This window comes from Flavobacterium sp. RSP49, assembly GCF_003968735.1.
GTDB lineage: Bacteria > Bacteroidota > Bacteroidia > Flavobacteriales > Flavobacteriaceae > Flavobacterium.
In genome coordinates this window covers 86,464-101,814 of record NZ_RYDN01000002.1, presented here as the reverse complement: position 1 = coordinate 101,814, position 15,351 = coordinate 86,464, and the positions used below count along the sequence as shown (strand labels likewise).

Annotated in this window: 11 protein-coding genes; all 11 read left to right on the top strand. The window is 34.6% G+C overall.

Annotation, left to right across the window (positions count from 1 at the left end):
• The first annotated feature begins 9 nt into the window (after nt 1–9).
• The 11 genes from EKM02_RS02010 to EKM02_RS01960 all read left to right on the top strand — a co-directional run bounded on the left by EKM02_RS02010 (nt 10) and on the right by EKM02_RS01960 (nt 15,191).
• Nucleotides 10–2,403 carry a DUF5916 domain-containing protein gene (locus EKM02_RS02010; protein ID WP_126451816.1) on the top strand — a complete coding sequence of 798 codons (2,394 nt, stop codon included), beginning with the start codon at nt 10–12 and terminating at the stop codon, nt 2,401–2,403.
• 132 nt (nt 2,404–2,535) lie between these two features.
• A complete protein-coding gene (locus tag EKM02_RS02005; RefSeq protein ID WP_126451815.1) occupies nt 2,536–4,941 on the top strand; it encodes a DUF5916 domain-containing protein in 2,406 nt (801 codons plus the stop codon).
• Between the two features lie 141 nt (nt 4,942–5,082).
• The gene (gene gpmI, locus EKM02_RS02000) at nt 5,083–6,600 is read left to right on the top strand and encodes a 2,3-bisphosphoglycerate-independent phosphoglycerate mutase (protein WP_126451814.1); all 1,518 of its coding nucleotides are present in this window, start codon (nt 5,083–5,085) and stop codon (nt 6,598–6,600) included.
• 344 nt (nt 6,601–6,944) lie between these two features.
• On the top strand, nt 6,945–7,583 hold the full coding sequence (locus tag EKM02_RS01995; protein WP_126451813.1) for a leucine-rich repeat domain-containing protein: 639 nt from the start codon (nt 6,945–6,947) through the stop codon (nt 7,581–7,583).
• A gap of 351 nt (nt 7,584–7,934) precedes the next feature.
• On the top strand, nt 7,935–8,606 hold the full coding sequence (locus EKM02_RS01990; protein WP_126451812.1) for a TetR/AcrR family transcriptional regulator: 672 nt from the start codon (nt 7,935–7,937) through the stop codon (nt 8,604–8,606).
• A gap of 22 nt (nt 8,607–8,628) precedes the next feature.
• Complete coding sequence (locus EKM02_RS01985; protein ID WP_126451811.1) at nt 8,629–10,287, top strand: peptidase domain-containing ABC transporter; 1,659 nt, start codon at nt 8,629–8,631, stop codon at nt 10,285–10,287.
• A gap of 5 nt (nt 10,288–10,292) precedes the next feature.
• Nucleotides 10,293–11,639, top strand: a complete 1,347-nt coding sequence (locus EKM02_RS01980; protein WP_126451810.1) for an HlyD family secretion protein — start codon at nt 10,293–10,295, stop codon at nt 11,637–11,639.
• Complete coding sequence (locus tag EKM02_RS01975; protein ID WP_126451809.1) at nt 11,639–13,027, top strand: TolC family protein; 1,389 nt, start codon at nt 11,639–11,641, stop codon at nt 13,025–13,027. The genes EKM02_RS01980 and EKM02_RS01975 overlap by 1 nt, the downstream gene beginning before the upstream one ends.
• Nucleotides 13,028–13,070: 43 nt before the next feature.
• Nucleotides 13,071–13,889 carry a type I methionyl aminopeptidase gene (gene map, locus EKM02_RS01970; RefSeq protein ID WP_126451808.1) on the top strand — a complete coding sequence of 273 codons (819 nt, stop codon included), beginning with the start codon at nt 13,071–13,073 and terminating at the stop codon, nt 13,887–13,889.
• 69 nt (nt 13,890–13,958) lie between these two features.
• Nucleotides 13,959–14,375: a GxxExxY protein gene (locus EKM02_RS01965; protein WP_126451807.1), complete on the top strand. Its 417-nt coding sequence runs from the start codon at nt 13,959–13,961 to the stop codon at nt 14,373–14,375.
• Between the two features lie 51 nt (nt 14,376–14,426).
• Nucleotides 14,427–15,191, top strand: coding sequence for a class I SAM-dependent methyltransferase (locus EKM02_RS01960; RefSeq protein ID WP_126451806.1), 765 nt, complete (start codon nt 14,427–14,429; stop codon nt 15,189–15,191).
• Nucleotides 15,192–15,351 lie beyond the last annotated feature (160 nt).

Here is a 15,351-nt window from a genome sequence, read left to right as displayed (position 1 = left end):
CGCAGATTTATGTTCAAATTAGTACCTACAGCTTTATTTTATTTTATATTCATTAGTTTGAATGCTCAAAGTCAAAAAAAAACGCTTCAGGCAAAACCCACCACAGAAAACATTGTAATTGACGGAAGATTTAATGAGGAAATATGGAAGTCCGCCGCAGTAGCCTCGGATTTTATCATGTTTGAGCCTGATAATGGTAAACCAATCAGTGTGGATAAAAAAACAGAGGTAAAAATATTATATGACAATAATGCCATTTACATCGCAGCACTGCTGTATGATGACGAACCTGCTAAAATTCAGAAAGAAATTACGAATAGAGATATTTTTGGCGTTTCCGATCATTTTTCCGTTTATATCAATGGATTCAATGATGGCCAGCAAGATTTTCGTTTTTTTGTAAGTGCGGCAGGCGTACAAATGGACTGTATAGCAACGGAAGATTTTGAAGATTTTAGTTGGGATGCAATTTGGGACAGCCAAGTAACACTCACTGAATTTGGCTGGACGGTAGAAATGAAGATTCCCTACGCCGCTTTACGATTTTCCAAAGCGGACAAACAAATCTGGGGGTTAAACTTTATGCGGGAAATCAAGCGTGACGTACAAAAATATACCTGGAATAGGATTGATACTAAAATTGGAGCCGTAATTCCGCAAGCGGGAATCCTGCAGGGAATTGAAAATATAAAGACACCGACACGACTTTTTTTGATTCCGTATTCATCGGCGTATTACCAACAAAGTGCGATAGGCTCCGGTATTACTTTAAAAGCGGGCTTGGATATCAAATACGGCATCAATGATTCCTTTACATTAGATGCTATTTTGGTACCTGACTTTGGTCAGACAAAATTTGATAATGCTATATTATATTTAGAGCCATTTGAGCAACAATTAGAAGAAAACCGGCCTTTTTTCACAGAGGGAACCGATCTTTTTAACAAAGGTGGTTTGTTTTATTCCAGACGAATTGGCGGAGGATCCACTACAGAATTACTCCTTGATAATCAAGAAGAAATAACAAATTATCCCAGCACCGTAAACTTACTGAATGCCGTAAAAATATCCGGCCGAACCGAGAAAGGATTGGGAATTGGATTCCTGAATGCCGTTACGGAAAAGACTAAAGCTACTATTTTAAACAACGACACCGGCCAAATTAGAAAAGAAGTAATTGAACCTTTGACTAATTATAATCTATTTGTAGTGGATCAACGTTTTAACCAAAACTCATCTATTACTTTTATAAATGCAAATACCACCAGAAATGGCGATTTCAGAGATGCAAATACCTCTGCCTTGTTATTTGATTTGAATACAAAAGCCAATACCTATAGTTTGTATGGCGATTTCAAATACAGTTCCATCAAAACGACTGAGGATTACGACGGATTTAAAACAGAGATAGGCTTTGCCAAAACTAGTGGAAAATATCGGTATGGATTTTCTGGAAAATACGTCTCAGAAAACTATGACATCAATGATCTAGGAATCAATTTTTATTCTAATTACCACAATGCCTATGCAAATGGAAGTTACAGAATTGTAAATCCGACAAAATTATTTAATACCTTCAGAATCAATCAATATATAAATTTTGAAATGGACAACACCTCCGGTAAGTTACAGACTGGTGCTTTTGGAACAGAAACTAAGGCCACAACATTAAATAACGACGCTTTAGAATTTGTAGTAGAGTTTTCTCCATTGAAAACCTATGATTTTTATGAACCACGAGAATATGGCAAATATGTATTTCTCCCGGAAAAAGTTTTTGCAGCAGTAAATTTCACATCTAACGACAACAATCCTTTTACATTAGTGCTCCAGCCTTCCTTCACAAAATACAATGAAAAGAATCGAAACGTTTATGGGTTGTATATAAGTCCAAAATACCGATTTAACGACAGGCTTTCCATTACCTACATATTGGATTATTTTAATAAAACCAATGATCGTGGCTGGGTAGACTCAGGACCTACGGAGATAATTTTTGCAGAACGCAGCAGAGAAACTGCCCAAAATGATTTTACCGGAAAATATGCGATCAACAATAGAATGACTGTAAATCTAACCGCACGCTATTATTGGTCTTATTCAAAAAATCATAAATTCCTTATCTTACAAAATTCCGGTTATTTGACTCCAAACAATACCTACGCACAAAATAAAGATAGGAATTTTAATTCTTGGAACTTTGATTTATCCTATTCCTGGTGGTTTGCTCCAGGAAGTGAAATCTCTGTTTTGTACCGAAATTTTGGTTTAGAAAGAACAGATATGGTGGAAAAAGATTTGTCTGCAAATCTTAAAAACATTTTCAACAGTGACCTGACCAATGTGCTTTCTATTAGCATCCGCTATTTTATCGACTACAATGTGATCAAAAATAAATTTTAATTTTTTTGAATCAAACTGTAACATTCCATTGAAAAGAAAGTCTAGTAGAATAAACTATTGTGTGAATTGGTGCATTTTCACTTTGAAACTATTTTAGTTTTTCTAATTTTGTTCCAACCATTGAACTATTTCATGAAGAATTCTTTCTTATTTTGTTTTTTAGCACTCTCTTTTATTGGCTACAGCCAAAAAAAAGTATTACACACTAAATTTATTTCCGATAAAATTACTATCGATGGAAACCTAAATGAAACGAGATGGCAATCCGCAGCAATAGCTACTGATTTTATCATGTTTGAACCTGATAACGGCAAAAAAATTCCTGACAATAAAAGGACAGAGGTTCGCATAGTGTACGATAATGATGCCCTGTATATTGGTGCTACTATGTATGATGAAAATCCTGATAAAATCCTGAGAGAAATTACCCAAAGAGATAATTTTGGCACTGCTGATCTTTTTGGCGTTTTTATAAATGGCTTTAATGATGGGCAACAAGATTTTCAATTTTTTGTCAATGCAGCAGACGGTCAGGCTGATTGCATCATGACAGACACCAATGGCGAAGATTATTCCTGGGATGCCGTATGGAATAGCAAAGCAGTAATTACGAAAAACGGCTGGATTGTAGAAATGCGAATTCCCTATGCAGCCTTGCGTTTTTCGGGAGAAAAGAAACAAACTTGGGGACTTAATTTCTTTAGGGAAATACGACGAGACCGTCATAAATACACTTGGAATTTCATCGATTCTAAATTAGGTACCTTTACCCAGCAAACCGGAATTCTGGAAGGAATTGAAAATATAAAACCACCTACCCGACTCTTTCTTTTACCGTATTCTTCCTTTTATGTAAATGCAAACAGCCAAGAAAAAACTATCGGGACACTCAAAGGCGGATTGGATTTAAAGTACGGAATAAATGATGCTTTTACTCTGGACATGATCCTTGTGCCTGATTTTGGACAAACAAAATTTGACGATCAAATTCTAAATCTCGGTCCTTTTGAACAGCAATTCAACGAAAATAGACCTTTTTTTACAGAGGGAACGGATTTGTTCAGCAAAGGTAATCTCCTCTATTCTAGACGGATTGGAGGAACGCCCTTCTACAAACTAAATGAAAACGAATCGTTTGCGGAAGCTCCAAATGTTAGTCTTATTAATGCCTTTAAAATTTCGGGACGAACTAAAGACGGATTAGGAATAGGAATTTTAAACGCTGTTACTAAAAATACTCCAACGACTATTTTTAACAATGAAACCGGGGCATTAAGAACTGAACTTGAACCTCTGGCTAACTATAGTGTATTGGTTTTAGACCAGCGCTTTCGCAAAAACTCCTCAGTTGCATTTGTAAACACCAATGTAACTCGGAACGGACATTTTCGTGATGGGAATGTTACGGCATTAGTTTGGGATTTGAATACGAAAAAGAACACCTACAACATTTCAGGAGATTTTAAGTACAGTTACATAAATGATACCGAAGAGAAAACAGGGATTAACTCCCAATTGAATTTCTCTGAAACCAGCGGAAAATTTCGTTACGGGCTGGGCACTGATATCACAACTAAAAATTTCGATAACAATGATTTAGGAATCAATTTCGAGACTAATTATTTTAGTATTTATGGCAATTCCAGTTATCGAATTTTGAATCCAACGAAGTATTTCAACACTTTTAATGCTCGAATAAATATGTACTCCCAATTTCAAAAAGAAACTGGCAAAGTGCAGTCCAGCAACATCAGCTTTCAGATTAACTCCAATAACAAAAAAAATCATTATTTTGGAATGGGAATTGACGCCAATCCGTTAGAAACATTTGATTATTATGAACCCAGATCGGCAGATCGATTTGTAATAAAACCAACCAAAATTGGTGGCTTTGTTTATCTTTCTTCAAATTATAATAATCCATTTGCAATTAATTTCAACCCTTCATTTGCAATTTTTGATGAAACCGGAAGAAACTCTTATGGGTTTTCTTTAGGTCCGAGATACCGATTTAGCGATAAAATATCTTTGAATTACAATTTCAATTTTTTGAGACAAAACAATAACAAAGGATATGTAGACAGTGTGAATGACGACATGAATGCAACCACACCAAACACAATTGTTTTTGCTAATAGAAATGTAATTACGTATTCTAATACTCTTTCAGGGAAATATTCATTAAACAGTCAGATGAATTTTAATCTCTCCATACGTCAATACTGGTCGTATGCTGAAAACAAAAACGCATTGTCATTGCAACAAAACGGCAGATTGGCTAATTTTATGGCCTACACTACCAATAAAAATTCCAGTTTTTACTCCTGGAATACGGATTTATCCTATTCCTGGTGGTTTGCCCCCGGTAGCCAAGTGTCCATTCTTTATAGAAATAATGCTGCTGCATTTGAAAGAAATATTAATAAAGAATTTGGTGAGAATGTTACTAATTTATTAAACAACGAAGCACTAAGCCATGTTTTTTCAATAAGCATTCGCTATTTTATCGATTACAATGAAGTTAAGAACAAATTCTAAAATGCGTTTATTTCAAAAAAGTCCCTTTTCTATAGCAAAATAATCATTATTTGCAGGTGATCCCCTTAGAATGAATAATAGTGTTTTTGATTCATTTGAACCTTTTTAGAAATGTTTTATCTTTGTTTAAAATAAATTTCCATGAACAAAAAAGTAATTCTTATGATTCTGGATGGTTGGGGAAAATCTCCTGATCCAAAAGTTTCTGCAATCGACAATGCCAATATCCCTTTTATTAAAGGCCTGTATAAAAAGTACCCCAGTGCTCAACTACGAACTGACGGTTTAAATGTTGGACTTCCTGAAGGTCAAATGGGAAACAGTGAAGTAGGACATATGAATCTTGGCGCAGGTAGAATTGTATATCAGGATTTAGCTAAGATTAACCTCGCTGTTGCAAATGAAACTTTAGCAAAGGAGCCCGTTTTAGTTGATGCTTTTACGTATGCCAGAACACACAATAAAAAAGTACATTTTTTAGGCCTGGTTTCTGATGGTGGTGTACATTCACACACCTCTCATTTGCGCGGTTTGATTGACGCTACACAACAACACGGATTACAAAAAGTTTTCGTTCATGCTTTCACGGACGGTCGCGATGTGGATCCAAAATCCGGTACACATTACATTCAGGATTTACAGGATTATATGGCGAATACTACTGTAAAACTGGCTTCGGTTGTGGGACGCTATTATGCAATGGATCGAGACAAACGCTGGGAAAGAGTAAAACTAGCTTACGATTTATTGGTAAACGGAATTGGAACACCTACCACAAATGCAGTAGCTTCTATCCAAGAAAGCTATGACGTCAATATAACGGATGAATTTATTCACCCTACAATTATGGTGGATCAACGAGGCAAACCTGTCGCAATCATAGAAGATGATGATGTGGTTATTTTCTTTAATTTCAGAACGGATAGAGGAAGAGAACTAACCGAAGTATTGACACAAAAAGATTGTCATGAGCAAAACATGCACAAACTCAATTTGTATTATGTAACGCTAACCAATTATGATGAAACCTACAAAAACATAAAAGTCGTATACAACAAAGATAATATCACGGAAACTCTTGGGGAAATTTTAGAAAAAGCACAAAAAAAGCAAATTCGTATTGCCGAAACGGAAAAATATCCTCACGTGACTTTCTTCTTTTCTGGCGGGAGAGAACAGCCTTTTCTTGGCGAAAGCCGCATCCTGAAAAACTCTCCAAAGGTAGCCACATATGATTTGCAACCGGAAATGAGTGCCTTTGAATTAACAGAATCTTTAGTTTGTGAACTAGAGAAAGAAGAGGTAGATTTTGTTTGCCTAAATTTTGCCAATGGGGATATGGTAGGACACACCGGAATTATGAGTGCTGCCATACAAGCCTGTGAAGCCGTTGATAAATGCGTTGCAAAAGTAATCACAACTGCATTAGCGCATAATTACACTACCATTGTCATAGCAGATCACGGGAACTGTGAAACGATGATCAATCCTGATGGAAGTCCGAACACCGCACATACAACTAATCCCGTTCCCATTATTTTAGTAGACAACGACTTGAAAACCATTCATGATGGAGTTCTTGGCGACATTGCTCCAACAATCTTGGAATTAATGGGTGTGGAGAAACCTGCTGTTATGACCTGCCATTCCTTACTTTAAAGATACTAAGTAAGTCGAAAGTTTAAAAGTCGTAAAGTCAAAAGAATTAACTTTAAGTAAAACAGATTTAAATCAGATTTTTACATAATTTTATCCTGATTTTAAAATACGACATTATAGCATGGTTATTACTTACATACAAATGTCCCAATAAAAAACTACTTGATTCAAGTAGTTTTTTTTTACAAAAAAAAGTTAAATGCTTTTATGTTTGATAGCGTTACTATTATATTTGCAAACAAGAAACAATCACTTACAAGAAAGCATGAATACTGCTGTACTTGTGGTACTTAGTGAATAAAATCGGAATAATAACCCTACTTATCAAACTAAATTCAAACACAATGAAAATATTTTACACAATCACCCTTTTTTTAATTACCCAAATAAGTATTGGGCAAATCGCTGATTCGATTCAAATCAAAAAAGAATTCACCAATATAGAACAGGCTTTAAAGGAGCCCGAAAAAGTGTTCCGCCTAGATTTGAGTAATCAAACCATAAAGTTAGACAGTCTTAACTGGTCAAAATTTATAAATCTTGAGTATTTAAGTTTGAAAAACGATCATTTAACTGTAATTCCAAAAGAAATAACAGTACTAAAAAAACTTAAAGTACTAGAATTAAGCGGAAATGATTTTTCAGTATTACCAGAAGATTTTTGGAAGTTAAAAAGCTTAGAAGAACTTTTTTTAAACGATGAAACAAATTTAAATTTAGAGGCAAATATAGAAATAATGAGCAAAATGAAATCTTTACGAATATTACATTTAGAAAACGACAATTTAAACAATATGCCATCAACCATCAGTAGTTTAAAAAATTTAGAGTTTTTATATTTGAATAACAATCAATTTAAAGAAATTCCAAAAGAAATCAAACAATTAAAACACTTACAATTGCTAGAAATAAAAGATAATAAAATCATGGTCCCAGAGCGGTCAACAGAAAATTTAAATTTTGGTTTTAGAGTAAATCTATAAGACAGGCACAAAAAGATAGAGTAGAAACCATTCACTGACTGGACGTTTTAGCATGGTGGCCGCATTTAATACGAGTAGTTGCTACATTGTTATTTGTTTTAATCAAAAGTAAAAAACTTGGGCGGTACAAACGGCTAGCTCTTTTGCAGCTTATCCACCGTTCGTCTGAATGACACTGCTAATTATTGTGCGCTAAGCATGCGCCTTGACCAAATATAGAATCTGAAATTAAAGAAATTACACCCAGAAATTAGAAGATAAATGTATCTAAATTCAATGCTTACAATTTATTTAGTAAAACACTTTTTTATAGCTGGCAATGCTACTATATTTATATAAAATTTCGATAAAATGAATACGGTTCTCTCCAATTTAAAAATACAAGTCAACGAAAAAATCTATGTAAAGGATCCTGAGACATCCGCTTTAGGAAAAAAAATCATAGAGCAAAGTATCCTTTTAATCCATGAGATTGGATTTGATAATTTTACTTTCAAGAAATTAGGTGAGAAAATCAATTCTAATGAAAGTTCCATCTATCGTTATTTTGAGAACAAACATAAACTATTGGTTTATTTATCGTCCTGGTATTGGAGTTGGATGGAAAACAAGCTAGTTATTGCAACAACAAATGTTTTGGATCCCAAAGAAAAACTCAAAATAGCCATTGCAATTGTTACTGAAAAAATAACCAACGACAATAGTGCCTTACACATTAACGAGGCCGTTCTAAATAAAATCATCATTTCAGAATTCACTAAAACGTTACATACTAAAGAAATCGATCAGGAAAATAAAGAAGGTTTTTTCTTGATTTACAAAAGAGTAATCAATAGAATTGTGGCTATTGTAAAAGAAGTAAATCCCGAATACCCTTTTTCTAAATCCCTAATTTCAACAATTGTTGAAGGAAGTTTGCACCAATATTTTTTAATGAACCATTTAAAAACCATCACAGATTGTACTGATTCTGATAGCACCACTAATTTTTATCAAAATCTTGTAGAAAAAGTTTTAAGTTAAAAAAAAAAAAAACACTCCCATTATGACTCCCTTAAAACGATTTTACAATCTACTTGAATTAGATAAAAAAGACGTCTATCAAATATTTTTTTACGCCATTTTTGCCGGACTGCTCAGTTTGTCCCTTCCACTGGGAATACAGGCGATTACAAATTTTATCCAATCCGGAAGAGTTAGCGCATCTTGGATTGTGCTTATTATTTTAGTAATTTTTGGTGTGGCATTAGTGGGTATTTTATCCATCATGCAATTGCGGATTACAGAAAACTTACAACAAAAAATATTTGTACGTTCCTCTTTTGAGTTTGCTGCACGGCTGCCTAAAATAAAATCAAAAGAATTATACAACAGCTATCCGCCGGAGCTAGCCAATCGTTTCTTTGACACAATGACCATTCAAAAAGGGACTTCAAAGTTACTAACTGATTTCTCTGCAGCCTTGTTACAAATTGTTTTCGGGATAATATTATTGTCCTTATACCATCCTTACTTTATCATATTTGGTGTTTTACTACTTGCTTTGTTGTATTTTATTTTCAAATTTTCTTTTAAATCTGGCCTGGAAACGAGTTTAAAAGAATCTAAATTCAAATACAAAGTAGCGAGCTGGCTGCAAGAAATGGCACGTAATAATTTTAGTTTTAGAAATGAACTCAATTATGATTTTGCTTTAAAAAAAACCAACATGATTGTAACCGATTACCTGGTGTATCGCGATAAACATTTTAATGTGATCAAAAAACAATTTACGCATTTGATTATTTTTAAAGTCATCATTACCGGAAGTTTGCTATCCATCGGTGGGTTCCTAGTTTTATCTCAACAAATGAATATTGGCCAATTTGTAGCTGCTGAAATTATTATTTTATTAGTTATAAATTCCGTTGAAAAAATCATTATCGGATTGGAAACTTTTTATGACGTACTCACATCGATTGAAAAAATCGGGGAAGTAACGGACTTAGAATTAGAAGATTCTTCCATTGTTAACAGTAACATCTGTTACAATAAAATCTCAATAGAAATAGAAAACCTGACATTCAAATTTCCAGATTCAGAAAAAGAAATTTTAAACGCTATTTCATTAAAAATAGAACAAGGAGACCGAATAGTTATAAATGGAGAAAATGGTTCTGGAAAAACAACTTTAATTAGGGTATTATCTGGCTTATTGCAGCCTACCAGCGGTTCCTTTTATGTAAATGATGACACTTTTCGTAAAATAAACATAAAACAATACCGCTCACAAATCGGAAGTGTCATATATGGAGAGAAACCATTTGAGGGAACCTTGCAAGAAAACATTACTTTTAATGATCCTTCCGTTAGTCCCGAGGATATAAAATGGGCAGTAGACGGAGTACAACTGACCTCTTTTATAAAATTATTTCCTAAAGGATTAGACACCCGGATTTACCCTGAAGGGAGACAATTATCCTCTTCTAATGCACAAAAAGTATTGCTGGCAAGAAGCATCATTCACAAACCCAAAATACTTTTTTACGAAGATCCAACTGATACCATGGATGAAAAAGCAGCTAATGAAATTATAGATTTTATTACATCCGATAAAAATAAATGGACGATTATCGTGTCCTCAAAAAACCCGTATTGGGAAACCAAATGCAATCGAAAAATCACGATGAAAAATGGGCATATTCAACTTGATTTAAAAAAATAATAGTCATGCTAAACATTTCAGATAACCAAACAAAACTGCAACAGTTAGACCAATACGAAGCGGTCAAAAATCTAACAAACAGGCCGCATTACAAAATTTTAAATAAAATTATAGCGGCTGTTTCCATACTTGGTATAATTGCACTTTTCTTGCCATGGACTCAAAACATTTCTGGTACTGGAGCAGTTACCACCTTAAAACCAAGTCAAAGACCACAATCTATCCAAAGTATAATCTCCGGTCGAATTGAAAAATGGTACGTTCAGGAAGGTGATTTTGTCAAGAAAGGCGACACTATACTCTTTATCTCAGAGATCAAAGAAGATTACATGGATCCTAATTTAGTGCAAAATACGAAAAGCCAGATCGATGCCAAAAAACAATCTTTACAATCTTATGGGTTTAAGGTAAGCACGGTTTCAGAACAAATCCAGGCCATTGAAAGGGAGAAAGTCTTAAAACTAGAACAAGCACAAAACAAAATCAAACAATCCGTTTTAAAAATAGAAAGTGACAGCATGGATCTTGTTGCTGTAAAAACCCAACTAAAAATTGCAGATACACAATACAATCGGTCCGTACAATTGAATAAAGAAGGCTTGAAACCGCTGACCGATATTGAAGAAAAAAGATTAAAACTGCAAGAAGTTGAAGCTAAAATCATCACTCAAGAAAACAAGTACTTAATCAGTAAAAACGAGTTGATCAATGCCAAAGTAGAAATAAACCGAATAAGTGCGGAGTATACGGAGAAAGTTTCTAAAGCAAATAGTGAAAAATTCACAGCGCTCAGCAGCCAGTTTGAAACAGATGTTCAAGTTTCTAAACTGGAGAATCTATACGCAAACTACAGCATCCGTAATGGAATGTATTACATCAAAGCATCCCAAAACGGCTATATCAACAGGGCCTTGCAATCCGGCCTTGGGGAAACAGTGAAAGAAGGCACGCCAATAGCCACTATCATGCCCTCCGACTATGATATCGCTGTGGAAACATTTGTAAATCCAATCGATTTGCCATTATTAGCCAAAGGTGAAAAAGTACGCGTTTGGTTTGATGGATGGCCTACTATTGTTTTTTCAGGATGGCCTAATATGTCTTACGGAACTTTTGGAGGTGAAATTGTGGCTATTGAAAATTTCATTAGCGTCAATGGAAAATACCGAGTTTTGATTGCTCCAGATAAAAACGAAGATAAATGGCCTATTCAATTAAGTATTGGTGCTGGTGCGCAAACAATCGCTTTATTGGACAATGTTCCTGTATGGTTCGAGCTGTGGAGAACCTTGAACGGATTTCCGCCTAATTATTACAAACCTTCGCCTACAATAACAACAGAAAAAAAATAATGAAACAGATATTTTTAGCATTTTTATTCTTCGGGCTTTCTGCGGGTGCTCAAGAAAAAATATCCAACGAACTGACCTTTACTGAATTTCTGGGATATGTAAAAAAGTACCATCCCTTGGTGAAAAATGCCAATTTAGAGATCAGTAAATCCCAAGCTAATTTGATGATGGCTCGTGGTGGTTTTGACCCAAAAATTGAAGTTGATTTCAGTGAAAAACAATTCAAAGGCAGCGAATATTATTCCATTTTAAACAGCAGTTTCAAAATACCCACGTGGTATGGCATCGAGATTAAAGCGGGCTTCGATAATAGTGAAGGTGTGTATTTGAATCCCCAAAACACGCTTCCCAATCAAGGTTTAACTTCACTCGGAGTGACCATTCCGCTTGGTCAAGGTTTGTTTATAAATCAAAGAATGGCAGATGTACGAAAAGCCAAAATGCAAATGCAACTAAGTCAGGCAGAACGAAAACTGCAGGCTATTATGGTTTTGTATGATGCTTCCCTGGCGTATTTCAATTGGAAGAAAAACTTCAACGAAGTTGCTTTGTACCAGGAATACAACCAGAATGCACAAATTCGTTTCAAAGGAATTCAATCGTTAATCATTCAAGGGGACAAACCCGCCATTGATAGTGTTGAAGCAGGAATTATTGTGAAAAACAGAAAGCTGAGCCTGGAGGATTCGAACCTAAAATTGGCTAAAGCCAAATTAGAACTAGCAACTTTTCTTTGGCTAGAAAACAACATTCCGCTGGAATTATCCGATGCCTTAATTCCTGAAATACAATTAGAATTTACCATTCAGGAAAGTTTAAAAACCAATGACTTATTGAATTCAGATTTCTCCATCACCAATCACCCCAAAATAAATGCATTGCAAAGCAAAATTGATATGCTGAATGTGGAACAAAAACTAAAAGCTAACATGCTTTTGCCTAAAATTGATGTGGGGTACTCTTATATTTCAGAACCTAGTTATATTGACAACTATCAATTTGAGGATTATAAAATTGGATTGGATTTCTATTTTCCTTTATTTCTCAGAAAAGAGCGCGGTAGTTTGAAACTGGCAAAATACAAAGTACAGGAATCTGAATTTGTATTGGATTTGGAAAAAGTGCAATTGACTAATAAAATCAATGCCCAGAAACTAGAAATCAAATCACTCTTAAAACAACAGCAGTTAATCAAAGAATTAGTGCAAGACAATCTCACCATGCTAAATTCAGAAGAACGTTTGTTCTCTTTTGGTGAAAGCTCGTTGTTTTTAATCAATATCCGAGAAAACAATTTAGTAACATCACAACTTTCGAAAATAGCATTAGAAAACCGTTTTTACATTTCTAATTCAGACCTTTTTAAAATCATGGCCAATCCGGATTAAATACTTATAAAATTGTATTTTTGCAACTTGAAAAAATGAAATTATGATTATTATAAAATCCCGTGAGGAAATAGAATTAATGCGCGAAAGTGCGCTGATCGTATCAAAAACATTAGGAATGATTGCTTCTGAAATCAAAGAAGGAGTGACCACATTATACCTGGATAAATTAGCCGAAACCTTCATTCGCGATCATGGTGCTGAACCAAGTTTTCTTGGCTTATATGGTTTTCCAAACTCCCTTTGCATGAGTCCAAACGCACAAGTAGTCCATGGAATTCCAAATAACAAACCATTAGAAAGCGGGGATGTAATCTCGGTAGATTGTGGAGCTTACAAAAATGGATACCATGGCGATCATGCGTACTCTTTTGAAATTGGCGAAGTGGCTCCGGAAACTAAAAAACTATTACAGATAACCAAAGAATCCTTATATATCGGAATCCGAGAATTTAAAATAGGAAACCGTGTGGAAGATGTGGGTAATGCCATTCAAAAATATACCGAATCATATGGATACGGCGTCGTACGGGAATTAGTGGGTCATGGCGTAGGACAAAAAATGCATGAAGATCCTGAGATGCCGAATTATGGCAAAAAAGGAAGAGGCAAACTCTTTGTTGAAGGAATGGTTGTTGCCATTGAGCCGATGATTAACATGGGAACTAGAAACATCAAGCAACACAAAGACGGCTGGACCATCACGACAGCTGACGGAAAACCAAGTGCCCATTTTGAACACGACGTAGCCATTATCGATGGAAAACCAGAAATTTTATCCACGTTTGCGTATGTTTATAAAGCGCTAGGAATTGTAAGTACAGAAGAAGATGAGTTTAGACGAGAGCCTTTAGTATTGTAAAGCATTTCACAAAGATTCACAAAGTAAACTCAAAGACTCACAAAAATTTAAGTCCTAAATTATTTATAAATGACAAACGAAGAATTTATAGAGATCTCTGAAGATTTACAAGCAATTTCATATAAAGTAATTGGCTTAGCTATTGAAGTTCATCGTCAACTTGGCCCGGGACTTTTGGAATCAGCCTATCAAGAATGTCTTTTTTATGAAATTAAAAAAGCAGGTTTGCAAGTAGAAAAGGAAATAACGCTTCCTATAATATACAAGGAAATAAAACTTGATCAAGGATATAGAATTGACCTATTAGTAGAAAATAAGTTAGTTATTGAATTGAAAACAGTCGAAAATTATACTTCCGTACATTTTGCACAAATACTTACCTATTTAAAGCTTGGAAATTATCCTTTGGGATTACTAATAAATTACAACAGTAAAATTTTAAAAAACAATATAAAACGATTTATAAATACAACTTCAGATTCTTAATAAAACTCAGTGAATCTTTGAGTTTACTTTGCGAATCTTTGTGAAACAACAATGAAAAAACTCTTTAAACTTATACTCAATACCATTCCGCGGCCCCTACTTATTCGTTTAAGTTATGTGGCACGCCCAGTTCTTGCACTTGCCTTAAAAGGAACAACATACACTGATCCAATTGACGGAAGAAGCTTTAAAACTTTTTTACCTTACGGTTACGGAACACAAAGAAACAATGTGCTTTCACCAAGTACCCTTTCATTAGAGAGACACCGTTTATTATGGTTGTATCTAAATGACAAAACTGATTTTTTTACGTCTCCAAAAAAAGTACTGCATTTTGCACCGGAACAAGCTTTTTATAAACTGTTTCGAAACCAGAAAAATCTAGATTACACGACAACCGATTTGTTTTCACCGTTAGCGGATGTGAAAGCAGATATTTGTAATTTACCTTTTGAGGACAATCAATACGATGTTATTCTGTGCAATCATGTTTTAGAACACATTCCGGATGATACCAAAGCAATGCAGGAATTGTATCGGGTTTTGAAACCGGGCGGAATGGCAATTTTACAAATTCCACAAGATTTATCCAGAGCCACCACTTTTGCAGATGATTCCATTACCGATCAAAAAGAACGTGCTAAAATATTTGGTCAATACGATCATGTCCGTATTTATGGCCGTGATTATTTTGATAAATTACGAAGTATCGGTTTTAAAGTAATCGAAGAAGAGTATACTGATAAAATTACGCCTGAATTAGTAGAAAAATATTGTTTGGCCAAAGGGGAAATTATCCCGGTTTGTTTCAAATAATTGAAAGTATAAATTTACACCATAAAAAAACCTGCTAAAGTTACTTTTTAGCAGGTTTTTAGTTTAGTAGTGCGTCAGTTGATTTTTCTTATAAGCCGTTTATTTGTAATACAAATAATCAGTTAGTCTTTAAGACTGGAACGAATTAAAACGATTTGAC